Here is a 24,121-nt window from a genome sequence, read left to right as displayed (position 1 = left end):
CTCGGTCTAATCCAACATCCTGGTCGGCCCTGAGGCCGCCATCGGGAGCAAGCCCCCTCCCACATTTTGAACGGTGTAAAGCTCTGAGACTCAGAGGGGCTTGACCCGTTCCGAAGGTCTGCGCACCCCAGCCACAATCTTGTCCACCGCCTTGGTCGCCGCCACCATCCCGAAGGTAGCCGTCACCATCATCACCGCGCCAAACCCGCCCGCGCAGTCCAACTTTACGCCGTCGCCAACAAAACTCTTCTGCAAACAGATGCTGCCGTCCGGCTTCGGATAGCGCAGTTGCTCGGTGGAAAACACGCACGGCACGCTGTAATGACGGGTGACGGTGCGCGAGAAACCGTAGTCGCGGCGCAGGGTGGAGCGCACCTTCGAGGCCAGCGGGTCATTGAAGGTGCGGTTCAGGTCGCACACCTGGATCAGCGTCGGGTCAATCTGCCCGCCAGCGCCGCCGGTGGTGATGATCTGGATCTTGCGGCGCTTGCACCAGGCAATCAGCGCCGCCTTCGCGTTGACCGCATCGATGCAGTCGATCACACAGTCGATAGTTGGCGTGATGTACTCCGCCATGGTGTCGCGGGTAACGAAGTCCGCCACGGCATGCACCGTGCACGCCGGGTTGATACCGCGAAGGCGCTCGGCCATCACTTCGACCTTGGGCTTGCCCACGGTGCTGTCCAGGGCGTGCAACTGGCGGTTGCTGTTACTCACGCAGACATCGTCCAGGTCAAACAGCGAAATTTCACCCACCCCGCAACGGGCGATCGCTTCCGCCGCCCAGGAGCCCACGCCGCCGACGCCGACAATCGCCACATGGGCCGCTTTCAAGCGTTCCAGCCCTTCGATGCCGTACAAGCGGGCGACGCCTGCAAACCGCGGATCTTCTGTACTCATGATCATTACCCCAAAAACCGGCGCGCATTATGGACTACGGCGCGACAAGTTCGAAGCTTCCAGCTACAAGTAAAGAACTTAGGTGGACTTTCGCAGACTAACGTCCGGCTTTTCTCTGTCTGCTATACGCTCAGGGAAAGGCCGGTGTAGGATGCGCGCCGTTCGGCGTAGGCCGACACCTCTTTTCGTTCCGCACCTTTTGGAACCCGACATAACCATGGCATCGCGTAAATTTGGACTCAACCTGGTGATCGTGCTGGCCATCGCCGCGCTGTTCACCGGTTTCTGGGCGCTGATCAACCGCCCAGTCACCGCTCCCAACTGGCCTGAACAGATCTCCGGGTTTTCCTACTCGCCGTTCCAGCAAGGCCAGTACCCGCAGAAGAATCAGTTTCCGACTGAAGAGCAGATGCGTCAGGACCTTGCGATCATGAGCAAGCTGACGGACAACATCCGTACCTACTCGGTCGATGGCTCCCTGGGCGAAATCCCCAAGCTGGCCGAAGAGTTCGGCCTGCGCGTGACCCTGGGGATCTGGATCAGCCCGGACCTTGAACGCAACGAGCGTGAAATCCAGCGTGCCATCGAGATCGCCAATAACTCGCGCAGTGTCGTGCGCGTGGTGGTCGGCAACGAAGCCTTGTTCCGTGACGAAATCACCCCTGAAGCGCTGATTGTGTTGCTGGACCGCGTGCGCGCTGCCGTGAAAGTGCCGGTGACCACTTCCGAGCAATGGCACATCTGGGAAAAGAACCCGCAACTGGCCAAGCACGTCGACCTGATCGCCGCGCACATCCTGCCGTTCTGGGAGTATATCCCGATGGACAAGGCCGGCCAGTACGTACTCGACCGTGCCAAGGATCTGAAGAAAGCCTTCCCGAAAAAGCCGCTGCTGCTGTCGGAAGTTGGCTGGCCGAGTAACGGCCGTATGCGCGGTGGTAATGAATCGTCGCCGGCTGACCAGGCCATTTACCTGCGCACCCTGGTAAACAAGCTTAACCGCCAGGGTTACAACTACTTCGTGATCGAGGCCTTCGATCAGCCGTGGAAAGTCAGTGACGAAGGCTCGGCAGGTGCTTACTGGGGCGTGTTCAACGCCGCGCGCCAGCAGAAATTCAATTTTGAAGGCCCGGTCGTTGCTATCCCGCAATGGCGGGTGCTGGCCATCGGCTCGGTGGTGCTTGCACTGCTGTCCCTGACCCTGTTGATGATCGACGGCTCGGCGCTGCGCCAGCGGGGCCGGACCTTCCTGACCTTTATTGCGTTTCTGTGCGGGTCGGTACTGGTATGGATCGGCTACGACTACAGCCAGCAATACAGCACCTGGTTCAGCCTGATAGTCGGCGTGTTGCTGGCCCTCGGTGCTCTCGGCGTATTTATCGTGTTGCTGACCGAAGCCCACGAACTGGCGGAAGCGGTATGGACCCACAAGCGCCGGCGTGAATTCCTGCCGGTAGAAGGCGATTCGGACTACCGTCCGAAAGTGTCGATCCACGTGCCGTGCTACAACGAGCCTCCGGAGATGGTCAAACAGACCCTCGACGCCCTGGCTGCCCTCGACTATCCGGACTACGAAGTCCTGATCATCGACAACAACACCAAGGACCCGGCGGTATGGGAACCGGTGCGCGACTACTGCGAAACCCTGGGCCCGCGCTTCAAGTTTTTCCACGTCGCACCCCTGGCTGGTTTCAAGGGGGGCGCGTTGAATTATCTGATCCCGCACACCGCCAAGGATGCCGAAGTGATCGCGGTGATCGACTCGGACTACTGCGTGTCACCCAACTGGCTCAAGCACATGGTGCCGCACTTCGCCGATCCGAAAATCGCCGTGGTGCAGTCGCCCCAGGATTACCGCGACCAGAACGAAAGCACCTTCAAGAAGCTCTGCTACGCCGAATACAAAGGCTTCTTCCATATCGGCATGGTTACCCGCAACGACCGTGACGCGATCATCCAGCACGGCACCATGACCATGACCCGTCGCTCGGTGCTTGAGGAACTGGGCTGGGCCGACTGGTGCATCTGTGAAGACGCCGAACTGGGCCTGCGCGTGTTCGAGAAAGGCTTGTCGGCAGCGTACTACCACGACAGCTACGGCAAGGGCCTGATGCCGGATACCTTTATCGACTTCAAGAAACAGCGTTTCCGCTGGGCCTACGGCGCGATCCAGATTATCAAGCGTCACACCGCCAGCCTGATACGTGGCAAAGACACCGAATTGACTCGCGGCCAGCGCTACCACTTCCTCGCGGGCTGGTTGCCGTGGGTAGCGGATGGCATGAACATCTTCTTTACCGTCGGCGCGCTGTTGTGGTCGGCGGCGATGATCATCGTGCCGACACGGGTCGACCCGCCGTTGCTGATTTTCGCGATCCCGCCGTTGGCGTTGTTCGTGTTCAAGGTCGGCAAGATCATCTTCCTCTACCGTCGTGCCGTAGGGGTGAACTTGAAAGATGCGTTCTGCGCGGCCCTGGCCGGGTTGGCGCTGTCCCATACCATCGCCAAGGCGGTGTTGTATGGCTTCTTCACCACCAGCATTCCGTTCTTTCGCACGCCGAAAAACGCGGACAACCATGGCTTCTGGGTAGCGATCTCTGAAGCCCGCGAAGAAATGTTCATCATGCTGCTGCTGTGGGGCGCCGCGCTGGGGATCTACCTGGTGCAGGGCCTGCCAAGCAATGACATTCGCTTCTGGGTCGTGATGTTGCTGGTGCAGTCGCTGCCCTACGTGGCTGCGCTGATCATGGCGTTCTTGTCGTCGCTGCCGAAACCGGCGCCGAAGGCTGAGCCCGCCACGGCTGTGTAAAAACTTGCGCAATGCACTAAACGGCGGCCTCTGGCCGCCGTTTTGCTATAAGATAACGGCCCTTTTGTGAGACTTGGCCTGGCCCAATTCTATGTGGGGGCTGGCTTGCCTGCGATGCAGACGCCGCTGTCTGACAGGCACACCGCAGTGATGCTATCGCAGGCAAGCCAGCTCCCACATTGGAATTGCGTCGCTCCAGGCTCGATATTTCCACATTCGTCCTGCGCCCATCACACGCTTTCCGGAGTTTCCCCATGACGGCCCATGCCGACCTTTCGCCGACCCTTCAACTGGCCATCGACCTGATCCGTCGCCCCTCGGTCACGCCGATCGATGCCGATTGCCAGAAGCTGATGATGCAGCGCCTGGGCGACGCCGGTTTTGCGCTTGAACCGATGCGTATCGAAGACGTAGACAATTTCTGGGCCACCCACGGCAAGCACGAAGGCCCGGTGCTGTGCTTCGCCGGCCATACCGACGTGGTGCCGACCGGCCCGGTGCAGGCCTGGCAGAACGATCCATTCGACGCCTTGATCGATGAAAACGGCATGCTTTGCGGCCGTGGCGCGGCAGACATGAAAGGCAGCCTGGCGGCGATGCTGGTGGCGGCGGAACGCTTTGTCACCGACTACCCGGACCACAAGGGCTCGGTCGCCTTCCTGATCACCAGCGACGAAGAAGGCCCGGCGCATCACGGCACCAAGGCCGTAATCGAACGCCTGGCTGCACGCAAGGAACGCCTGGACTGGTGCATCGTCGGCGAACCGTCGAGCACCACCCTGGTGGGCGATGTGGTCAAGAACGGCCGTCGTGGCTCCCTCGGTGCCACCTTGACCGTACGCGGCGTACAGGGCCACGTGGCTTACCCGCACCTGGCGAAGAACCCGATCCACCTGGCTGCAGCGGCTCTGGCCGAGTTGGCTGCCGAGCATTGGGATGACGGCAACGCCTTCTTCCCGCCGACCAGCTTCCAGATTTCCAACCTCAACTCCGGCACCGGCGCCACCAACGTGATCCCCGGCGACCTGACGGCGGTGTTCAACTTCCGCTTCTCGACCGAATCCACCGTCGAGGGCCTGCAACAGCGGGTCGCGGCCATCCTGGATAAACATGGCCTGGACTGGCATGTGGATTGGGCGCTGTCGGGCCTGCCGTTCCTCACCGAGCCGGGTGCGCTGCTGGATGCAGTATCTGCCAGTATCAAGGCGATCACCGGGCGTGAGACCAAGGCGTCCACCAGCGGCGGTACTTCCGATGGGCGCTTTATCGCCACGCTGGGCACCCAGGTGGTCGAGCTGGGCCCGGTCAACGCGACCATCCACCAGGTCAACGAACGCATCCTGGCCAGCGACCTCGATGTGCTGACCGAAATCTATTACCAGACCCTGATCAAGTTGCTCGCCTGATGCTTGCCTGCCCCATTTGCAGCGCACCGCTCAACGCGGTGGACAATGGCGTGGCGTGCCCGGTCGGGCACCGTTTCGACCGTGCGCGCCAGGGCTACCTGAACCTGTTGCCGGTGCAGCACAAGAACAGCCGCGACCCGGGCGACAACCTGGCCATGGTCGAGGCACGCCGTGACTTCCTCAACGCCGGGCACTACGCCCCGGTGGCCAAGCGCCTGGCCGAGCTGGCCGCCGAGCGCGCACCGCAGCGCTGGGTCGACATCGGCTGTGGCGAGGGTTACTACACCGCGCAAATTGCCGAGGCGCTGCCCGACGCTGATGGCTATGCCCTGGATATATCCAAGGAAGCGGTCAAGCGCGCGTGCAAACGCAACCCGGCGCTGACCTGGTTGATCGCCAGCATGGCCCGAGTACCCTTGGCCGATGCAAGCTGCCAGTTCCTCGCGAGCGTGTTCAGCCCGTTGGACTGGCAAGAAGCCAAGCGCCTGCTCAGCCCCGGCGGCGGCTTGATGAAGGTCGGCCCGACCAGCGGCCACTTGATGGAACTGCGCGAGCGCCTGTACGACGAAGTGCGCGAGTACACCGATGATAAACACCTGGCCCTGGTGCCGGAGGGCATGAGCCTGGCGCACAGTGAAACCCTTGAGTTCACCCTGAGCCTGGCCGAGCCTGCCGACCGCGCCAACCTGCTGGCCATGACGCCTCATGGCTGGCGGGCCAGTGCCGAGCGCCGCGCCGAAGTGATCGAGGCGGCCGAGCCGCTGCAGGTCACGGTGTCGATGCGCTACGATTATTTCGTGCTTCAATAGCTGACTTTACAAATATCCGCGAATGGATTTTCGAATCCCGCAACGAGGAACATCCATGCGCCAACCCGATATCGAGATTTACCTGAAAGACGCCGACGTCGATCACAAGGCCATCGCCGCCTGGCTGGGCGCCGCCCTGGGCCCTTGCTCCGACTGGGTCCAGAGAGGCCAGACCTACAAGTGCAAGGCCGGCAGCGTGCCAGTTACCTGGCTACCCAAGGCTGTAGGCAAATGGAACAGCCTGTACCTGGAAAGCGACCAGACCCCGTGGGACGACGACATCGCCTGCGCCCGCGCCGCGTTTGCCGCATTGAATGTTGAAGTGCGCTGCGCACCGGGGACGTGGGTTGAGGAAGAAGGCGAAGAAAGTGCCGATACCTGGATTCGCATCAGCGTAGACGGTGAAGAGCAGATCACCTGGAAGACCACCTGATCCTGATCTGTAAACCCAATCAAAAGTGTGGGAGGGGGCTTGCTCCCGATAGCGGTGGGTCAGTCACTGAATACATTGACTGATACTCTGCCATCGGGAGCAAGCCCCCTCCCACATTGGTTCAGTGGTGAACTTACAAACCGACCACATCCTCGGCCTGCAAGCCCTTCTCGCCCGTGACCACGGCGTATTCCACCTGCTGGCCTTCGGCCAACGAGCGGTGGCCTTCACCGCGAATCGCGCGGTAGTGCACAAACACGTCCTTGCCGTCTTCACGCTGGATAAAGCCGTAGCCCTTTGCATCGTTGAACCACTTCACATTGCCGGTTTCGCGCGTTGCCATCTGTTCACTCCCACTGGTTTTTTATTGTTGAGTCGCACGTATTGAACTGCCGAGTATAAGACAGGCTCAAAAACCATCAACTCAAGTTTACATCGCTGCTTTTTTGCCGATTTTCGGTGAATACGGCACACTACCTGCCCGAGCATCTGCTCGGTTTTTTCCACTTGAAGCAGTTCGCCTATGACCCGCTCCCCGTTCCGCCGTCTGGTGTTTGGCACCTTGCGCCGACTGTTGTACCTCTGGGTTCGCTCGGAGACGATCAACCAGTCGTCCCTCACCCTTAACCTGGACCGCAGCCGGCCGGTTTTCTACGTCCTGCAATCACCCTCCCTCACCGAGTTGGCGGTGGTCGATGCCGAGTGCACCAAGGCCGGCTTGCCGCGCCCGGTGCTGCCAGTGTCGGTAGGCCCATTGATGGAGCCCGCGGCGTTCTTCTATCTCACGCCGGATCCGGATTGGCTCGGCCGCCAGGACAAGCGCGGTGCACCGCCCACCCTGACACGCCTGGTCAATACCCTCACCGAGCACGCCGAAGAGAATGCACAAATCATTCCCGTCAGCGTGTTCTGGGGCCAGTCTCCTGCAAGCGAGTCCAGCCCGTGGAAACTGCTGTTTGCCGACAGTTGGGCAGTGACCGGGCGTCTGCGCCGGTTGCTGAGCATCCTGATCCTGGGGCGCAAGACCCGCGTGCAATTCTCCGCGCCAATCAACCTGCGTGAATTGATCGAGCACAATAAAGGTCACGAACGCACCGTGCGCATGGCCCAGCGCATCCTGCGCGTGCACTTTCGTAACCTGAAGACGGCAGTGATCGGTCCCGACCTGTCTCACCGCCGTAACCTGGTGAAGGGGCTGGTGAATATGCCGCTGGTGCGCCAGGCCATTTTTGATGAAGCCGAACGAGAAAAAATCTCTGCGGAAAAAGCCAAGGCCCTGGCGCTGCGCTACGGCAACGAGATTGCCTCGGACTACACCTACACCGCGATCCGTTTTTTGGAAGTGGTGCTGAGCTGGTTCTGGAACAAGATCTACGACGGTATCAAGGTCAATAACATCGAAGGCGTGCAGAAGGTGGCCCAAGGCTACGAGGTGATCTATGTGCCTTGCCACCGCAGCCACATCGACTACCTGCTGCTGTCGTACCTGCTGTTCAAGAACGGCCTGACCCCGCCGCACATCGCGGCCGGTATCAACCTCAACATGCCAGTGATCGGCAGCCTGCTGCGCCGTGGCGGTGCGTTTTTCATGCGCCGCACCTTCAAGGGCAATCCGCTGTACACCTCGGTGTTCAATGAATACCTGCACACCCTGTTCACCAAGGGGTTCCCGGTGGAGTACTTCGTCGAAGGCGGCCGCTCGCGCACGGGGCGTATGCTGCAACCGAAAACCGGGATGCTGGCGATTACCCTGCGCAGCTTCCTGCGCTCCTCGCGTATGCCGATCGTGTTCGTGCCGGTGTATATCGGCTATGAACGCGTGCTCGAAGGCCGCACCTACCTCGGCGAATTGCGTGGCGCGAGCAAGAAGAAAGAGTCGATCTTCGATATTTTCAAAGTGGTCGGCGCCCTCAAGCAGCGCTTCGGCCAGGTCGCGGTCAACTTCGGTGAGCCGATCAAGCTGGCCGAATTTCTCGACGCCGAGCAACCGGACTGGCGCGCCCAGGAACTGGGCCCGAACTACAAGCCGGCGTGGCTCAACGAAACCACCAACCGCCTTGGCGAGCAGGTGGCGCGGCACTTGAACGAAGCCGCGGCGATCAACCCGGTGAACCTGGTGGCCCTGGCCCTGCTGTCGACCACACGCCTGGCCCTGGATGAACAAGCCATGGCGCGCCAGCTCGACCTGTACCTGGCGCTGCTGCGTCGCGTTCCCTACTCGCCCCACACGACCTTGCCGGAGGGCGATGGCCTGGCGCTGATCAAGCACGTCAAGGACATGAAGCTGCTGTCGGAACAAAGCGACGCCTTGGGCAAGATTGTTTACCTGGACGAACAGAACGCCGTCCTGATGACCTACTACCGCAACAACGTGCTGCATATCTTCGCCCTGCCGGCGTTGCTGGCGAGCTTCTTCCAGAGCAGCTCGCGGATGAGCCGCGAACAGATCCTGCGCTACACCCGTGCGCTCTACCCGTACCTGCAATCGGAGCTGTTTATCCGCTGGTCGCTGGAAGAGTTGGACACCGTGGTCGACCAGTGGCTGGACGCGTTTGTCGAACAAGGCCTGCTGCGCTTCGAAAACGCTGTGTACCTGCGCCCGGCGCCGAGTTCGCGACAATTTGTGCTGTTGACGCTGTTGTCCAAGAGCATCGCCCAGACCCTGCAACGGTTCTACATGGCGATATCGCTGCTGCTCAACAGCGGCCAGAACAGCATAAGCGCCGAAGAACTGGAAGACCTGTGCACGATCATGGCCCAGCGCCTATCAATCCTGCACGGTCTCAACGCCCCGGAATTCTTCGACAAGAGTCTTTTCCGACATTTTATTCAGACGTTGCTGGAGCAAGATGTGCTGCGTCGCGATGAAGCCGGCAAGCTGGGCTATCACGACCTGCTCGGCGAACTGGCTGAAGGCGCCGCCAAACGCGTGCTGCCGGCCGATATTCGCCTGTCGATCCGCCAGGTGGCCTTGCACCGCGTAGATGGCGCAGCCGAAGCACTGGCGCAAGCAGAAGCGGTCGCACCTGAACAAAGCCGTTAGATTGACTGAGGCGCCGGGCGGATTCCGGCGCCGTTGAAAAGGAGCTGCACCATGAAAAAGATCATTCTCCTGGGCCTGACCGCCCTGCTCGGAGCCTGCCACTCAATGACCCCAACCCCAAAAGCCAGCCTCGACGGCGAAGTGTTCTATCTGCAACGTATTGCCCTGCCGCCTGCTGCCACCTTGAGCGTCAGCCTGCAAGATGTGTCCCTCATGGACGCCCCGGCCGTGACCCTCGCCGAACAGAAAGGCCCGGTCAAAGGCCAGGTGCCTCTGCCGTTTCACCTGAGCTATGACCCGGCCCAGGTCAAGCCAGGCCATACTTACTCGGTCAGCGCTCGCATCGAACTGGAGGGCAAGTTACTGTTCATCACTACAGAGCGGCACGCCGTGCAACTCAATGGCCAGGATCCACAGCCGCTGCGCCTGCGGGTTGATGCGGTCGCACACTGATCAATTCACGTCATAAGGAAGCGCCCATGCTCCGCAAATCTCTTCGCCTCACCGCCCTGTGTGCCGGCTTGCTGTTCGGTGCCAACGCCATGGCCCTCGACCTTGGCAGCCTGTCCCAGGGCGACGCCAGCGGCGGCCTGAAGGATGCCTTGACCCAAGGTGCGCAGATTGCCGTCAAACAACTGGGCAAGCCCGGTGGTTTCAGCAACAACCCGGAAGTAAAAATCGGCCTGCCAGGCAAGCTCGGCAAAGTCGCCGACAAGCTGAAAATGTTCGGCATGGGTGACCAGGTCACACAGCTGGAAACCAGCATGAACGCAGCGGCTGAAACCGCCGTGACCCAGGCCCAGCCGATTCTGGTCAATGCGGTGAAAAACATGAGCGTGACCGACGCCAAGGGCATTCTCAGCGGTGGTCAGGACTCTGCCACCCAATACCTGAACAAAAGCAGCCGAGAGGAAATCCGCGCCAAGTTCCTGCCCATCGTCAAGGCCGCTACCGACAAGGTCGGCGTGGCTCAGCAGTACAACGCCCTGGCCGGCAAGGCCGCGGCCTTCGGCGCCGTGGATGCCAAGAGCGCCAACGTCGAAAACTACGTGACCGAGCAAGCGCTGGATGGTTTGTTCAAGATGATTGCGCAGCAGGAAGAGACGATTCGCAAGAATCCGGCGGCGGCTGCCACCAGTTTGGCAAAGAAGGTGTTTGGAGCGCTGTAACCCCGCACTACGACCCTACTGCGCCAAGGCCGCTGGTAACGGGCCTTGGCGCAGTTGTTTCAGGTCAAGCCTGTCACGGGTTTAACGAAACAGCGGATACAAAGGTCTGCTGGGTGATTGATACCCGTTGACCGGTTGTTGATGCAGGTATGACGGGTTGTGATACCTGGTGGGTTGGGCATAGCTAAAATGCGGGCGGTGGTAATGACCTGAACTGCCATGATGAGGTCTATACGGTTGGGTAACCGCGAAATCATTTCGCGGCGCATGATTACCCAGCAAGGCCCCGAGAAAAGCCCCTTTGAAAGCCGCAATCGCATTAAAGAACGACATGTAAAACTCCATGAACTCAATGAAAAGGCCTGGCCGCCACATGGCAGTGCCAAGTCCTCTGCCTGTCCGTCAGGCATTGCCTGAGTGGAGTTACAAGGGCAAGCGTTCCATCTGAGCGACTGCGTGTTTGCATCGGTATGTAAATACTGCCCGGTGGGAATCAGGGGATGGCCAGGCACCGGCCTGGCAGAGAAACCCGCAAAAAACACATGTACGGGAAACAGCAAACACCTCGCTACGCTACCTCCTTCCGGACTCTGAACCACGCCGCGTACAACGCCGGCAAAAACAACAGCGTCAACGCCGTCGCCACAATCAACCCGCCCATGATCGCCACAGCCATGGGCCCGAAAAACACGCTGCGCGACAGTGGGATCATCGCCAGTACCGCCGCCAGGGCCGTCAGCACAATCGGACGAAAGCGTCGCACGGTCGCTTCGATAATCGCCTGCCACGGCGCCAGTCCGGCCTTGATGTCCTGCTCGATCTGGTCCACCAGAATGACCGAGTTACGCATGATCATTCCCGACAACGCGATCGTGCCGAGCATGGCGACGAAGCCAAAGGGTTGGCGGAATACCAGCAGGAACAAGGTCACACCGATCAGGCCGAGGGGGGCAGTCAGAAAAACCATCGCCGTGCGTGAGAAACTGCGCAATTGCAGCATCAGCAAAGTCAGCACCACCACGATGAACAGCGGCACGCCGGCCTTCACCGAGTTTTGCCCGCGAGCAGAGTCTTCGACGGTGCCACCCACTTCCAACAGGTAACCGTCCGGCAGTTCGGCACGCACACCTGTGAGCGTCGGCAGGATCTGCTGCACCAAGGTCGCCGGTTGTTCCTTGCCGTAGATATCGGCACGCACGGTCACGGTCGGCAGGCGGTTGCGGTGCCAGATGATGCCTTCTTCGAAACCGTATTCGAGGGTGGCGATCTGCGACAGCGCCACGCTTTTACCATTGTCGGTGGGTACGGCAAGGCTCGGCAGCAGCGACAACTCGGTGCGTTCGTGGACGGTACCGCGCAGGAGGATCTCGATCAATTCGTTGTCCTCCCGGTATTGGCTGACGCTGGAACCGGTCAGGGAACTCTGCAGGAATTTCGACAGGTTGGCAGTACTCACGCCAAGGGCGCGCGCCCGGTCCTGGTCGATATTCAGATACACGATTTTGCTCGGCTCTTCCCAGTCCAGATGCACGTTAACCACGTGGGTGTTTTCGCGCACCTTGGCCGCCACTTTGCGGGCCAGAGCGCGGACCTCTTCGATGTGTTCGCCGGTCACGCGAAACTGCACCGGATAGCCCACGGGCGGGCCATTCTCCAGGCGAGTGACCCGCGAGCGCAGCTCGGGGAACTGCTCGTTGAGCGTTTCAATCAGCCAGGTGCGCAGGCTTTCACGCTCCTCGATGGTGTTGGCCAACACCACGAACTGCGCGAAGCTGGCGGCCGGCAGTTGCTGGTCCAGCGGCAGGTAGAACCGCGGCGAGCCGGTGCCCACGTAGGCCACATAGTTGTCGATACCCGCGTGCGCCTTGAGCAATACCTCCAGACGCTTGACCTGCTCGGCGGTGTTGCTCAGGGAGGCGCCTTCGGCCAGTTTCAGGTCGACCATCAGTTCCAGGCGCCCGGAAGCAGGGAAGAACTGCTGCGGTACAAAGCGGAACAACGCGACCGAGCCGATAAACAACAGCAGGGTCAACACGATGACCGTCTTGCGCCGACGTATACACCACTCCACCAAACGTCTTACACGCTGGTAGAAAGGCGTGCCGTAGGGATCCGGGCCGTCGGTGCCGTGCTTGGCCGCGTGAATTTTCGCCAGGTCCGGCAGCAGCTTTTCCCCGAGATACGGTACAAAGACCACGGCAGCCACCCAGGAGGCCAATAAGGCAATGGTCACCACTTGGAAGATCGAGCGAGTGTATTCACCGGTGCTCGACTGCGCAGTGGCAATCGGCAAAAAGCCCGCCGCCGTGATCAAGGTACCGGTGAGCATGGGGAATGCTGTGCTGGTCCAGGCGAAGCTCGCAGCCTTGAGCCGGTCGTAGCCCTGCTCCATTTTGATCGCCATCATTTCCACAGCGATGATCGCGTCATCCACCAGCAAACCCAGGGCCAGCACCAGAGCGCCAAGGGAAATCTTGTGCAGGCCGATGCCCAGGTAATACATGCTGGCAAATGTCATCGCCAGTACCAGCGGGATCGCCAGGGCGACCACCATGCCGGTGCGCACACCGAGGGAGAAAAAACTCACCAGCAATACAATGGCCAATGCCTCGGCGAGCACCTGGACGAATTCGCCGACGCTGGTCTTCACCGCTGCCGGTTGGTCGGACACCTTGCGCAGCTCCATGCCCGCAGGAAGGTTCTTTTGCAGGCGTGCGAATTCACTCTCAAGAGCTTTGCCCAGTACCAGAATATCCCCACCGTCGCGCATGGCCACGGCCAGGCCGATGGCGTCCGCGCCCATATAACGCATGCGCGGTGCCGGTGGGTCGTTGAAGCCCCGATGGATATCGGCCACGTCTCCGATACGAAAGGTGCGATCGCCCACTCGAATCGGGAAGTCGCGAATCTGCTCCACGGTTTTGAAGTTGCCCGACACGCGCAACTGCACACGCTCGCTCGGGGTTTCAAAAAAGCCGGCGGTCGATACGGCATTTTGTTCCTGCAACGCCTGCTGTACTGCGGCCAACGGCAAACCCAGGGTGGCAAGCTTGAGGTTGGACAGTTCGATCCAGATCTTCTCGTCCTGCAGGCCAAGCAACTCGACCTTGCCCACGTCCGGCACCCGTTGCAGCTGAATCTGGATGCGGTCGGCGTAGTCCTTGAGCACCGCATAGTCAAAACCATCGCCGGTCAGGGCGTAGATATTGCCGAAGGTGGTGCCGAACTCGTCGTTGAAAAATGGCCCCTGGATATCCGGTGGCAAGGTGTGGCGGATGTCGCTGATTTTCTTGCGCACCTGGTACCACAACTCAGGAATTTGCGCCGAACGCATCGAGTCGCGGGCGATGAAAGTGACCTGGGATTCGCCAGGGCGCGAGAAAGACACAATGCGCTCGTACTCACCGGTCTCCATCAATTTTTTCTCGATGCGTTCGGTAACTTGGCGCGACACCTCCTGGGCCGTGGCGCCGGGCCAGTTGGTCTTGATCACCATGGCCTTGAAGGTAAAGGGCGGGTCCTCGCTTTGCCCCAGCTTGGTGTAGGACAAGGTGCCGACCACGGCCAGCAGGATCATCAAAAACAGTACGATCTGGCGATTACGCAGCGCCCATTCGGAAAGATTGAAACCCATCGGGATTACTCCTTGGCCGCCAGATTCACGACACGGTTGGAGCGATCCACAGGGCGCACTTGCTGGCCCTCATGCAGCACATGCACGCCTGCGGCGACCACCCAGTCGGTGGGAGCCAAGCCTTCGAGCACCGGCACGTTTTTTTCACCGAACGCACCAATGCGCACCGTCGTACGCTCAAGGGTGTTGTCCGGCTTTACCCGCCAGACGAAGGACGCGCCGTTCTCTGCGCTGAGGGCAGACAGCGGTACCGAGAGCGCAATGACGCCGTCGGTTTGTATGAATACGCGCGCGCTCTGGCCCAGTTCGGCAGGGACTTTACCGCCGGTGAAGGCTACACGGGCGGCGAAGGTGCGGGATTTCGGGTCGGCTGCGGGTGACAGTTCACGGATGCGTCCGGCGAAGCGCTGTTCGGGCTGGCTCCACAACTCTACCGACACCGGCTGGCCGACCTTGAAGCGGCCGAAGCCTTGCTCGGGCAGGCTGATCAGCACTTCGCGCTCACCATCGGTGGCCAGGGTGAACACGGTCTGCCCCGCCGAGACCACTTGGCCGACTTCGACAGCACGCTTGGCGACCACGCCGTCCTGGGGCGCGCGCAGCACGGCATAACCGGCCTGGTTGCTCGACACGTCGAACTCGGCCTTGATCTGCTTCAGGCGCGCTTCACCTGCTCGGTAGAGGTTTTCGGCGTTGTCGTACTGCGAGCGGCTGACCATCTGACGGTCCATCAGGGTCTTGTAGCGATCGCGCTCAGCGCGCACCAGGTTCAGATTGGCCTCAGCGCCGGCCACTTGGGCACGACTGGCTTCCAGTTGCAGGCGCACATCCTGGGGGTCAAGTTCAGCCAATGGCTGGTTGGCCTTGACCCGCTCGCCCTCTTCCACCAGCCGCTTGCTGACTTTGCCGCCGATGCGAAAGGCCAGGTCCGGCTCATAACGGGCACGTACTTCACCGGGGTAGCTGTCCATTGCCTGTGCCGAGGGCTGCGGTTGCACCACCATGGCGGGGCGGACGGTGGCCTGGGTCGCTTCTTCATGGCCGCAGGCGGCCAATAAAAAGACCAGGCTGACAGGCAAAGCAAGGGGCAGGAACGCGCTGCGCATGCTGAAGGACCTTTCGCAAATGGAGCTTGGAATAATTATACTGGCCGGTATGTTATTAATACCAAACTCGCCAGTCCAGTATTAAAGGTGAAAATGTCCGACAATCCTGTGAACACCGCCAGCCCCGGGCGTCCCAAGGACATGGCAAAACGCCAGGCAATCCTCGAAGCCGCGAAATCCCTGTTCCTGGGCAATGGCTACGCGAACACCAGCATGGATGCCGTCGCGCTTGCGGCGGGCGTCTCGAAACTCACCGTCTACAGCCACTTCACCGATAAAGAGACGTTGTTCACCGCGGCGGTAGTGGCCAAATGTGAAGAGCAATTGCCGGTGATGTATTTCGAGCTCCCCGAAGGCATGCCCGTAGAGACGGTATTGCTGAACATCGCACGGGGCTTTCATCGGCTGATCAACAGCGAGGAGTCGGTGAACCTGCATCGCCTGATGATGACCACCGGCAATCAGGACGTGAAGCTCTCGCGGATCTTCTTCGAAGCCGGCCCCATGCGCATGTTGCAAGGCATGGAGCGCCTGCTCGGCAAGATCGACCAGAGCGGTGCCTTACACATCGACAACCCCTTCAAAGCGGCGGAGCACTTCTTTTGCCTGCTCAAGGGCACGGCGAACTTTCGCCTGTTGTACGGCTGCGGCGGGCAACTGAGCGCAGAAGAGGCAGAAGAACATGTGCAGGACGTGGTGAAGTTGTTTATGCGGGCCTATCGCAGCCCGGTCTCGACAACAGCGTAGGGTGCAGCAACCGACCGTAACCATCGGGAGCAAGCCCCCTCCCACATTTGGATCTCGCAGCATCACGAATATGAGTGCTGTTGCTTGCAGCTTATGGCTTGAGCGCTTTCTTGGGATAAATATCGTAGCGGCTGGACTTGCCATCCAACGCATGACTCGGCTTGGGCCCGTCAATGCACGGCGCCTTGCGCGGGCGCTTGACCACCACACGGTGGCTGGCCAAAGCCAGGGCGGCAGCGAGCAAGGCCGGTGCATCCGGATCATCGCCCACCAACGGTCGAAACAGGCGCATTTCCTTCTTCACCAGGGCGGTTTTCTCACGGTGTGGAAACATCGGGTCCAGGTAGATCACCTGGGGCGGCTCGCCCTCCCAATTGAGCATCACATCGATGGAGTTGCCCTTGAGCAGCTTCATGCGCGCCACAATCGGTGCCACTTCAAAATCCTGCGCAGCGCGTGCCAGGCCGTCTTCGAGCAAGGCACCGATCAACGGCTGGCGTTCGATCAGGCTCATCTCGCACCCCAGGCTGGCCAATACGAACGCGTCCTTGCCCAACCCGGCCGTGGCGTCCAGCACCTTGGGCCGTACGCCTTGGGCGATGCCCACGGCCTTGGCGATCATTTGCCCACTGCCACCGCCATATAAACGCCGATGTGCCGCGCCGCCTTCGACAAAGTCGACCCGCACCGGCCCCGGCGCATCGGGCCCAAGCTGCTGCAATTGCAGGCCCTGCTCGCCCACTTGCAGGGAAAAATCCGCATCCGCCACCTGTAAAGGCAAGCCCAGCAGCGAAGCCCACTGCTCGGCGCAGGCCTGGAAACTGTCGGCCAACGCCTCGACCTGGATGCGGCTGGCCGCTGGTTGTTCGTTCATCAATCGCTACGCTCAAAAATATTAAGGATCGGCAAACAGCGGCCGATAAAAACAGCAGTCAGGTATTTTGCCAGAGCTGAGCGTCGACCGAGAAAAATGTCAGACATTCTTCCCCTAACCATCGGTGTACTGCCGACCCACAACCACTACGGCCTGCGCAATACTCAAGCGCTGGCCGGGGTGAGTCATGTGTGGCAGGACTTCTTCGCCCGGGCGCTGGCCGAACAGCTAGGTGAAGCGCCGCAGGCACTGGCCGCCAAGGCGCCTGCACCTGCCGACCCTTCGGTCGAACCCGGCGAAGGCGCCGACATGCTCTCGCAGATCCTCACCCAGCGTGAGTGTGACGTGAAAGACACCGAGATCGCCCCGCCTGAGCCGCTGTTCCTGCCGATTGCCGAATTCGAAACCGAGTTGCTGCCACCGGCGCCGATACCCTTCCCGGAAGAAGAACTCGTCGCCCAGCAGCGCCAGCAGGACTTCGACAGCGGTTGGGTCCGCCCGATTGTGCTGAACGCCGGCCAACCACTACCAGAGCCCGGCCCGGCCCCCGAGCCACGCACACTGCACTTGCCGATTGCCGAGTTCGAACTGGACCTGTTGCCACCGGCTGCCGAGCCATACCCCGAAGAAGAATTGATGGCGCAACAGAAGGCGCTGGATTTCGACTACTACTGGGCGCGCCCACTGGTGACCCACAACCTGCGCCTGGCCGCTTAAGCCTCAGCGACACACCCACCATCGCCCCATATCCAGGTGAAAATGGTTGCGGTGAGCAGCGTTGTAATCCGGGCTCAGCACCACGTTGAAATCATCACAGGCACCATCGCGCACCAAGCGCAGGAAACGCGCACTGTCGCCCTCCCCCGGCCAATCCTTCAACACGCTGATGCTGCGCCCGTCCGCCAGACGAAAACCGGAGATATCCAAGGCATTGGCCGAGGCATGTTGGCTCAGGCGCCCGTCGGCACGGTTGTAAACATTACGGCAGGCAAAGCTGCCCAAATGCTCGACCCGACTCACCGCCTGGCCGAACACTGCCTGGGCCGCCGGTTGCAGGCTGTGACGCTCGAACAACGCGAACGCCACAGCCAGGGGGCAACTGGCCAGAAAGCTGCTGCTCAGAGCCACCTCAGCGCCCTGCACACGCAGGACATTGCGCAACGGGCACGCCGCATCGGCAGCGGTATCCGCCTGACGGCTGACCCGCAGGCCGGCAGTTTTCAAGACCTGGTCACACAGCGCCGGATCATCCTGCAAACGGCTGAGCTTGTAGCGCGTGAGCAGGTTGGGACTGGCGCGCACATCCAAGGGTGCCCAGGGGTTCCAGTCAGCCGGCATCGGCACCCAGCCACGCCAGACGCCCAGCGCGAAAGCGCCCGCCAGCAGCAACAGCAGGCCCAGCACTTTTATCGAACCCACGGCTCAATCCTTGAAAAATCGGATGTCTAGGGGGCGTTCTCAATTAGTTTCCCCGCCGGGGAAACTAATTGAGAACGCCCCCTAGAGTAACCCCAGTTGCTGCGCAACGGGCTCTCGATGCAGGGTGGGCAGCGGCGGCAGGCCGGGCAGGCGCGCCATCAGCTGTGCATGAAAGCGCAACGCCAGTTGTGCCGCGAGGCGGTTGTCCGAGGTGTGCAGGAATATGTACGGCGTGCGTCCCTCTTCGATCCAAGTGGCGATCTTTTCCACCCATGGGATCAGGAACGGGTCATTGGCCTCCAGCTCCGGATGCCCGATGAAGCGCACCTGGGGAAACTGGGTCAGCGCCGCCGGTCGCGGTGGCACCCTGGGCTTTTTGGATTGGGCGTGCAGCACTGCCGCCGAGGTTGACGTACAACTGAACAGGGCGCGAGGGTCGAGGCAGATGCGCTCGACGCCACGATCGCGCAACAGGCGGTTGAGCATACGCTCGGCGTCTCCCTTGGCGAAGAACTGCTCGTGCCGGACTTCCACGGCCAATGGACGATCAATGCCATCGAGGAAACCGGCCAGTTCGGCCAGGCGCTGCGGGGTAAACGCTTTTGAGAGCTGCAGCCACAGCGGTGAAACGCGCTCACCCAAAGGGCTCATCAAACTGACAAAACTTTCTGCCGCAGGCAATTGCTCGCGCAAGTCACCCGCATGGCTGATATCCCCTGGGAATTTGGCGGTGAAGCGAAAGTCAGCCGGCATGATCTCGGCCCAGCGCTGCACGGTAGCGGCCGAAGGTCGAGCATAAAACGTGGTATTGCCTTCAACCGCATTGAAGACTTGAGAATAGAGCCCGAGGTAATCGCTGGAACGCGCCTCCACCGGGTACAGGTACTCGCGCCAGGCGTTTTCACTCCAGGACGGGCAACCAATGTAATAAGGCAAACCCATCAGATATGAATGTCGAGACCCAGCACTTCCATATCCCATTCGACAAAGCCGGCGGTGGTCAGGTAACTGGCCAGGGCGGTGGCAACGCTTTTGCTCATGGAGCGGGGGAAGACCATGTCTTGCTGGCGGGCAGGAACGCCGCTGATACGTGCGCTCCCGGCCCCCTTGGCGCTGGAGGACGAATCAGCGTGGACTTCAATGAAGTCCGGCGAATCCTCCACGGACTCGTCTACCGTCACGTTCGCCTTGCGTGGCTTACGTTTGAGAGGGTAGGACTGTGAGGAGAAGCCGTCTATACGCATACATGCAGACTCGGTATCAATGATGGCAATTTAGCGGCACTTTCCGTAGTGCGCAAATGCTCTGGTGATAACTAGAACACATAATTTGTAAAAGGTTTAAAAACCGCGGCAAATTCTGACGATTGGCGAAATTTGCCACCGAATGCCCACATTTTTGGCGTCAAATAATCCCGCGCTCGGCCTTTGTCTGCGCCACTTTGTCGCGCAGGTAAACCGGTGCCGCTTGATCCGCCGGGACCGCCTCACCGCGTTCGAATGCAAAACGTGCCAACGCCAGCAGATCTTCGGCATGAGGCAACATCGCAGCGTCCTGCCCTACCAAATGCACGTCGATGCGTTCGCCATAACCCCAGCCGGTGCCGGCACCGAACCACTCACCGCTGGCATCAGCCGGCAACCCTGCCGCTTCTGGCGGCTGCACTGCCTCCACGCCCACCAGACGCATTTCACCGGCAGTTTCGCGGTAGCAGCCCCAATAGACTTCATCCATCCGCGCATCAATCGCCGCGGCCACTTGCGTGGCGCCGTGTTCGCGCAGTGCGCGCTGGGCCAGCACGGCAAGGTTGGACACCGGTAACACCGGACGCTCCAACGCAAACGCCAGGCCCTGCACCACGCCAATGGCAATGCGCACACCAGTAAAGGCACCGGGGCCGCGACCAAAGGCGATGGCATCCACGGCAGCCAGGGTGATACCGGCGTCTTCGAGCAACTGCTTGATCATCGGCAGCAACTTCTGCGCGTGCAGGCGCGGGATCACCTCGTAGTGGCTCGTTACCTTGCCATCGTGCAGCAAGGCAACGGAGCAAGCTTCAGTCGCGGTGTCCAGGGCCAGCAGGGTGCTCATCGGTGTGGGTGTCCAAATCGGGAAAAAAGTGCGCCAGTATAAACAACAACGGCCCGCAAGCGGGCCGTTGTACGCAAAGCTGATGGCGGGATCAGCTCAGTGCTTGCATCACCTTGGCGGTAATGGCTTCTACCGAACCCACGCCAGGGATATGGCTGTACTTCGGCTTGCCTTGGGCCGCGGACAACTTCTGGTAGAAGTCCACCAGTGGCTTGGTCTGGGAGTGATAGACCGACAAGCGATGACGCACGGTTTCTTCGGTGTCGTCTTTACGCTGCACCAGGTCTTCACCGGTAACATCGTCCTTGCCTGCCACTTTTGGCGGGTTGTAGACGATGTGGTAAACGCGACCCGAGCCTTCGTGAACGCGGCGACCGGCAATACGCTGGACGATTTCTTCGTCTTCTACGGCGATTTCAACCACCGCATCCAACTCAACACCCGCCTTCACCAAGGCTTCAGCCTGGGGAATGGTGCGAGGGAAACCGTCGAACAGGAAGCCGTTCTTGCAATCTTCCTGGCTGATGCGTTCCTTGACCAGGTTGATGATCAGATCATCGGAGACCAGGCCGCCGCTGTCCATCACGCTCTTGGCGATCAGGCCCAGCTCGGTGCCGGCTTTGACAGCAGCACGCAGCATGTCGCCGGTGGAGATTTGTGGAATGCCGAATTTTTCAGTGATGAACTTTGCCTGAGTACCTTTACCGGCCCCGGGAGCTCCCAGCAGAATGACGCGCATCGATGTGCTCCTCAATTTTTTATAGAGATGACGCTCGGATTCGCCGCGTGGGGCCAATCTCGTAAAAATATGGGTCCAGGCCGATCAAACGGCCAAAGGCTGATCAAGATACACAGCGGGCCCTCACCATACAAGCCGCCAAAAGTAGGAGAAACCCGCACCCGGCATACGTCAGCGACAGGGTGTGCCTGAGCGCAACCCACCTCCTCAAACAACGACCGCCCTTTTCAGGGCGGTCGTCGTGGTTGATCCGCAAGCCGTTGAGAACACGCAAGAAACCTCAACCGGTGTTGCGCAAACCGGCGGCAATACCGGCCACGGACACCAGCAGCGCCTGTTCCAGAGGGCTGTCTTGCGCCGCCTCTTGCCGACGAGACCGCGCCAGCAACTCGGCCTGCAACAGGTGCAACGGGTCGAGGTAGGTGTTGCGCAGGCGGATGAACTCCAAGGTGTCAGGGCTATGGGCCAGCAACTGCGACTGGCCGGTCAAGCCAAGCACCACATTACAGGCCTGCGACAATAGGTCGCGTAAATGCGCACCCAATGGCAGCAGGTCTGGCTGCACCAGGCGCTCATCATAAAGACGGGCGATATCGGCATCGGCCTTGGCCAGCACCATTTCCAGCATGTCGATGCGCGTGCGGAAAAACGGCCACTGTTCACGCATCTGCGCCAGCAACTCACCTTCCCCCCGCTCCAGCGCCTTGCTCAATGCCGCCTCCCAGCCGAGCCAGGCAGGCAGCATCAGGCGCGTCTGGGTCCAGCCGAAGATCCACGGGATCGCGCGCAAGCTTTCAATCCCACCTGCGCGACGCTTGGCCGGGCGACTGCCCAGGGGCAAACGGCCCAACTCCTGCTCCGGCGTCGACTGGCGAAAATACTCGACGAACTGCGGATTTTCCCGCACCACGGCGCGGTAAGCACTGACACCGTCTGCCGCCAATTCGTCCATCAAGTGACGCCAGGCAGGCTCCGGTGGTGGCGGCGGCAGCAGTGTCGCTTCCAGCACGGCGGCCAGATACAGGTTGAGGTTCTGCTCGGCGATATCCGGCAGGCCGAATTTGAAGCGGATCATCTCGCCTTGTTCCGTGGTGCGGAAACGCCCTGCCACCGAGCCCGGTGGCTGCGACAGGATCGCCGCGTGAGCCGGGCCGCCGCCACGGCCAACGGTGCCACCACGACCATGGAACAACAGCAGTTCCACCTGCTGTTCGCGGCAGATATCGACCAGACGCTCCTGCGCCCGGTATTGCGCCCAGGCGGCGGCGGTAGTGCCTGCGTCCTTGGCCGAGTCGGAGTAGCCGATCATCACTTCCTGAGGCCCCTGCAACCGCGCGCGATAACCTGGCAGTTGCAACAGCCGCTCCATCACCGGCCCGGCGTTATCCAGGTCAGCCAGCGTTTCGAACAACGGCACCACACGCATCGGTCGTTGTACGCCCGACTCTTTCAACAGCAACTGCACCGCCAGCACATCCGAGGCGGCACCCGCCATGGAGATAACATACGAGCCCAATGAGGCAGCCGGTGCGGCGGCGATTTCCTTGCAGGTATTGAGCACCTCGGCGGTGTCTGCCGACGCTTTGAAATACCCCGGCAGCAACGGCCGACGACTGGCCAGTTCCTGGGTCAGGAAGCTGATGCGTGCGTCTTCGTCCCAATCCTCATAACGCCCAAGGCCCAGGTAGTCAGTGATTTCAGTCATGGCCGCCGAGTGACGGCTGGAGTCCTGACGCACATCCAGGCGCACCAGGAACAGCCCGAAGGTCACCGCACGGCGCAAGCAGTCGAGCAGCGGCCCATCGGCGATCACGCCCATACCGCATTCATGCAGGGACTGGTAGCACAACTCCAGCGGGTCCAGCAGGTCACGGTTGTTCTGCAACACTTCGGCAGGCGCCGGGGTGCTGGCCGTCAACGAAGCGTGAGCCCACTGGCGCGTGGCACGCAGGCGTTCGCGCAGTTGCTTGAGCAAGGCGCGATAGGGTTCGACGCTGTCGCCGACCTTGGCTTGCAACGCCGGGCTGGCCTGTTGCATCGACAGCTCGGAGGCCAGCTGATCGATGTCGCGCAAGTACAAATCCGCTGCCATCCAGCGCGCCAACAACAGCACCTCGCGGGTAACCGGCGCGGTGACATTGGGGTTGCCGTCACGATCGCCGCCCATCCACGAGGCAAAGCGAATCGGCGCAGCCTCCGGGGGCAGGCGCAAGCCGGTAGCAGCGTGCAGGGCCTGGTCAGCCTTGCGCAGGTAATTGGGAATGGCGTGCCACAGCGAATGTTCGATCACCGCAAAGCCCCACTTGGCTTCGTCCACCGGGGTGGGCCGGATGCGACGAATTTCTTCGGTGTGCCAGGCTTCGGCGATCAGCCGTTGCAAGCGTTCGCGGATCTGCTCGCGTTCGGCGCTGGTAAGGTCACGGTGGTCCTGGAGGGCCAGTTGCGCGGCGATGGCATCGTATTTCTGGATCAGGGTACGGCGAGCCACTTCGGTGGGGTGGGCGGTGAGCACCAACTCGATTTCCAACCGTGCCAACTGCCGGGCCAGGGATTCATGGCTGTGCCCTTCGCTTTTCAGGCGCGCCAGCAACTCCGGCAACACCCGGGACTCAAAAGGCGCTGGTTGCGATTCATCGCGCCGATGAATCAGTTGATATTGTTCGGCAATGTTGGCCAGGTTGAGGAACTGGTTAAAGGCCCGGGCAACAGGCAGCAACTCGTCCTCTTGCAACTGATTCAAGCTGGCGCTCAGTTCGTCGCCGGCCGCCTTGTCCGAGACGGCGCCGCGGCGGTCAGCCTTGGCGCCTTTGCGGATTTGCTCGATCTTGTCGAGAAAGTCATCGCCGTACTGCTCTCGAATGGTGTTGCCCAACAGTTCACCCAGCAGGTGAACATCCTCACGCAAGCGTGCATCGATATCACTCATCAGCCAATCTCCAGCC

The 24,121-nt window shown here is 60.8% G+C and carries 20 protein-coding genes; 9 read left to right on the top strand and 11 right to left on the bottom strand.

Translation table 11 applies throughout. From position 1 onward, the window contains the following. Window positions 1-90: 90 nt before the first annotated feature. The gene (gene tcdA / locus E4O97_RS09685; protein WP_122736209.1) at window positions 91-900 is read right to left on the bottom strand and encodes a tRNA cyclic N6-threonylcarbamoyladenosine(37) synthase TcdA; all 810 of its coding nucleotides are present in this window, start codon (window positions 898-900) and stop codon (window positions 91-93) included. A 217-nt stretch (window positions 901-1,117) separates the two neighbouring features. Here tcdA and E4O97_RS09680 point away from each other — a divergent pair, with 217 nt between their 5' ends. The 4 genes from E4O97_RS09680 to E4O97_RS09665 all read left to right on the top strand — a co-directional run bounded on the left by E4O97_RS09680 (window position 1,118) and on the right by E4O97_RS09665 (window position 6,357). Next, on the top strand, window positions 1,118-3,709 hold the full coding sequence (locus tag E4O97_RS09680) for a glycosyltransferase (RefSeq protein WP_005785555.1): 2,592 nt from the start codon (window positions 1,118-1,120) through the stop codon (window positions 3,707-3,709). A 254-nt stretch (window positions 3,710-3,963) separates the two neighbouring features. Next, entirely contained in the window at window positions 3,964-5,115 is a 1,152-nt protein-coding gene (gene dapE / locus E4O97_RS09675) for a succinyl-diaminopimelate desuccinylase (RefSeq protein ID WP_005785553.1), read from the top strand. After that, a complete protein-coding gene (locus E4O97_RS09670; RefSeq protein ID WP_032877462.1) occupies window positions 5,115-5,924 on the top strand; it encodes a putative RNA methyltransferase in 810 nt (269 codons plus the stop codon). Before dapE ends, E4O97_RS09670 begins: the two co-directional genes overlap by 1 nt. 55 nt (window positions 5,925-5,979) lie before the next feature. Continuing rightward, complete coding sequence (locus E4O97_RS09665; protein ID WP_032877463.1) at window positions 5,980-6,357, top strand: hypothetical protein; 378 nt, start codon at window positions 5,980-5,982, stop codon at window positions 6,355-6,357. A 133-nt stretch (window positions 6,358-6,490) separates the two neighbouring features. Here E4O97_RS09665 and E4O97_RS09660 read toward each other — a convergent pair whose 3' ends face one another. Then, entirely contained in the window at window positions 6,491-6,700 is a 210-nt protein-coding gene (locus E4O97_RS09660) for a cold-shock protein (RefSeq protein ID WP_003219353.1), read from the bottom strand. Between the two features lie 180 nt (window positions 6,701-6,880). Between E4O97_RS09660 and plsB the strand changes: the two genes are divergently transcribed. Genes plsB through E4O97_RS09645 form a run of 3 tightly spaced genes read left to right on the top strand, consistent with a single transcriptional unit; the run spans window position 6,881 to window position 10,569 of the window. After that, entirely contained in the window at window positions 6,881-9,400 is a 2,520-nt protein-coding gene (gene plsB, locus E4O97_RS09655) for a glycerol-3-phosphate 1-O-acyltransferase PlsB (RefSeq protein WP_248161234.1), read from the top strand. Window positions 9,401-9,451: 51 nt separating this feature from the next. Then, window positions 9,452-9,853, top strand: coding sequence for a YbaY family lipoprotein (locus E4O97_RS09650; protein ID WP_005785541.1), 402 nt, complete (start codon window positions 9,452-9,454; stop codon window positions 9,851-9,853). A 26-nt stretch (window positions 9,854-9,879) separates the two neighbouring features. Further along, window positions 9,880-10,569, top strand: a complete 690-nt coding sequence (locus E4O97_RS09645; RefSeq protein ID WP_005785540.1) for a DUF4197 domain-containing protein — start codon at window positions 9,880-9,882, stop codon at window positions 10,567-10,569. Window positions 10,570-11,137: 568 nt separating this feature from the next. Here E4O97_RS09645 and E4O97_RS09640 read toward each other — a convergent pair. Both E4O97_RS09640 and E4O97_RS09635 read right to left on the bottom strand, forming a co-directional pair. Next, window positions 11,138-14,203 carry an efflux RND transporter permease subunit gene (locus E4O97_RS09640; RefSeq protein ID WP_216090830.1) on the bottom strand — a complete coding sequence of 1,022 codons (3,066 nt, stop codon included), beginning with the start codon at window positions 14,201-14,203 and terminating at the stop codon, window positions 11,138-11,140. Window positions 14,204-14,208: 5 nt separating this feature from the next. Then, entirely contained in the window at window positions 14,209-15,309 is a 1,101-nt protein-coding gene (locus E4O97_RS09635; protein WP_032877470.1) for an efflux RND transporter periplasmic adaptor subunit, read from the bottom strand. 93 nt (window positions 15,310-15,402) lie between these two features. On the opposite strand from E4O97_RS09635, the gene E4O97_RS09630 reads away from it, so the two are divergent. Beyond that, on the top strand, window positions 15,403-16,056 hold the full coding sequence (locus E4O97_RS09630) for a TetR/AcrR family transcriptional regulator (protein WP_032877471.1): 654 nt from the start codon (window positions 15,403-15,405) through the stop codon (window positions 16,054-16,056). A gap of 91 nt (window positions 16,057-16,147) precedes the next feature. On the opposite strand, the gene E4O97_RS09625 is transcribed toward E4O97_RS09630, so the two are convergent. Then, complete coding sequence (locus tag E4O97_RS09625; protein WP_032877472.1) at window positions 16,148-16,930, bottom strand: class I SAM-dependent methyltransferase; 783 nt, start codon at window positions 16,928-16,930, stop codon at window positions 16,148-16,150. 96 nt (window positions 16,931-17,026) lie between these two features. On the opposite strand from E4O97_RS09625, the gene E4O97_RS09620 reads away from it, so the two are divergent. Next, a complete protein-coding gene (locus tag E4O97_RS09620) occupies window positions 17,027-17,647 on the top strand; it encodes an energy transducer TonB (protein WP_216090829.1) in 621 nt (206 codons plus the stop codon). 3 nt (window positions 17,648-17,650) lie between these two features. On the opposite strand, the gene E4O97_RS09615 is transcribed toward E4O97_RS09620, so the two are convergent. The 6 genes from E4O97_RS09615 to ppc all read right to left on the bottom strand — a co-directional run bounded on the left by E4O97_RS09615 (window position 17,651) and on the right by ppc (window position 24,105). After that, window positions 17,651-18,349: an extensin family protein gene (locus tag E4O97_RS09615; RefSeq protein WP_248161231.1), complete on the bottom strand. Its 699-nt coding sequence runs from the start codon at window positions 18,347-18,349 to the stop codon at window positions 17,651-17,653. A gap of 81 nt (window positions 18,350-18,430) precedes the next feature. Continuing rightward, window positions 18,431-19,291: a DUF72 domain-containing protein gene (locus tag E4O97_RS09610; RefSeq protein ID WP_248161230.1), complete on the bottom strand. Its 861-nt coding sequence runs from the start codon at window positions 19,289-19,291 to the stop codon at window positions 18,431-18,433. Next, window positions 19,291-19,593 carry a hypothetical protein gene (locus E4O97_RS09605; protein ID WP_078820456.1) on the bottom strand — a complete coding sequence of 101 codons (303 nt, stop codon included), beginning with the start codon at window positions 19,591-19,593 and terminating at the stop codon, window positions 19,291-19,293. The genes E4O97_RS09610 and E4O97_RS09605 overlap by 1 nt, the downstream gene beginning before the upstream one ends. 160 nt (window positions 19,594-19,753) lie before the next feature. Next, window positions 19,754-20,440, bottom strand: a complete 687-nt coding sequence (tsaB, locus tag E4O97_RS09600) for a tRNA (adenosine(37)-N6)-threonylcarbamoyltransferase complex dimerization subunit type 1 TsaB (RefSeq protein ID WP_248131302.1) — start codon at window positions 20,438-20,440, stop codon at window positions 19,754-19,756. Between the two features lie 91 nt (window positions 20,441-20,531). Further along, window positions 20,532-21,179: an adenylate kinase gene (adk, locus tag E4O97_RS09595; RefSeq protein ID WP_005785523.1), complete on the bottom strand. Its 648-nt coding sequence runs from the start codon at window positions 21,177-21,179 to the stop codon at window positions 20,532-20,534. Between the two features lie 280 nt (window positions 21,180-21,459). Beyond that, window positions 21,460-24,105, bottom strand: coding sequence for a phosphoenolpyruvate carboxylase (gene ppc / locus E4O97_RS09590; RefSeq protein ID WP_248161227.1), 2,646 nt, complete (start codon window positions 24,103-24,105; stop codon window positions 21,460-21,462). Window positions 24,106-24,121 lie beyond the last annotated feature (16 nt).

The sequence above is a fragment of the Pseudomonas sp. W15Feb34 genome (assembly GCF_023127765.1).
Classification (GTDB): Bacteria; Pseudomonadota; Gammaproteobacteria; order Pseudomonadales; family Pseudomonadaceae; genus Aquipseudomonas; species Aquipseudomonas synxantha_A.
Note: the sequence above shows the minus strand (reverse complement) of the source record. Positions and strands in the feature narration are given on the sequence as shown.

Coding starts and splice junctions, on each gene's coding strand:
- tcdA (WP_122736209.1), bottom strand. CDS start 900: ATGAGTACAGAAGATCCGCGGTTTGCAGGCGTCGCCCGCTTGTACGGC.
- E4O97_RS09680 (WP_005785555.1), top strand. CDS start 1,118: ATGGCATCGCGTAAATTTGGACTCAACCTGGTGATCGTGCTGGCCATC.
- dapE (WP_005785553.1), top strand. CDS start 3,964: ATGACGGCCCATGCCGACCTTTCGCCGACCCTTCAACTGGCCATCGAC.
- E4O97_RS09670 (WP_032877462.1), top strand. CDS start 5,115: ATGCTTGCCTGCCCCATTTGCAGCGCACCGCTCAACGCGGTGGACAAT.
- E4O97_RS09665 (WP_032877463.1), top strand. CDS start 5,980: ATGCGCCAACCCGATATCGAGATTTACCTGAAAGACGCCGACGTCGAT.
- E4O97_RS09660 (WP_003219353.1), bottom strand. CDS start 6,700: ATGGCAACGCGCGAAACCGGCAATGTGAAGTGGTTCAACGATGCAAAG.
- plsB (WP_248161234.1), top strand. CDS start 6,881: ATGACCCGCTCCCCGTTCCGCCGTCTGGTGTTTGGCACCTTGCGCCGA.
- E4O97_RS09650 (WP_005785541.1), top strand. CDS start 9,452: ATGAAAAAGATCATTCTCCTGGGCCTGACCGCCCTGCTCGGAGCCTGC.
- E4O97_RS09645 (WP_005785540.1), top strand. CDS start 9,880: ATGCTCCGCAAATCTCTTCGCCTCACCGCCCTGTGTGCCGGCTTGCTG.
- E4O97_RS09640 (WP_216090830.1), bottom strand. CDS start 14,203: ATGGGTTTCAATCTTTCCGAATGGGCGCTGCGTAATCGCCAGATCGTA.
- E4O97_RS09635 (WP_032877470.1), bottom strand. CDS start 15,309: ATGCGCAGCGCGTTCCTGCCCCTTGCTTTGCCTGTCAGCCTGGTCTTT.
- E4O97_RS09630 (WP_032877471.1), top strand. CDS start 15,403: ATGTCCGACAATCCTGTGAACACCGCCAGCCCCGGGCGTCCCAAGGAC.
- E4O97_RS09625 (WP_032877472.1), bottom strand. CDS start 16,930: ATGAACGAACAACCAGCGGCCAGCCGCATCCAGGTCGAGGCGTTGGCC.
- E4O97_RS09620 (WP_216090829.1), top strand. CDS start 17,027: ATGTCAGACATTCTTCCCCTAACCATCGGTGTACTGCCGACCCACAAC.
- E4O97_RS09610 (WP_248161230.1), bottom strand. CDS start 19,291: ATGGGTTTGCCTTATTACATTGGTTGCCCGTCCTGGAGTGAAAACGCC.
- E4O97_RS09605 (WP_078820456.1), bottom strand. CDS start 19,593: ATGCGTATAGACGGCTTCTCCTCACAGTCCTACCCTCTCAAACGTAAG.
- tsaB (WP_248131302.1), bottom strand. CDS start 20,440: ATGAGCACCCTGCTGGCCCTGGACACCGCGACTGAAGCTTGCTCCGTT.
- adk (WP_005785523.1), bottom strand. CDS start 21,179: ATGCGCGTCATTCTGCTGGGAGCTCCCGGGGCCGGTAAAGGTACTCAG.
- ppc (WP_248161227.1), bottom strand. CDS start 24,105: ATGAGTGATATCGATGCACGCTTGCGTGAGGATGTTCACCTGCTGGGT.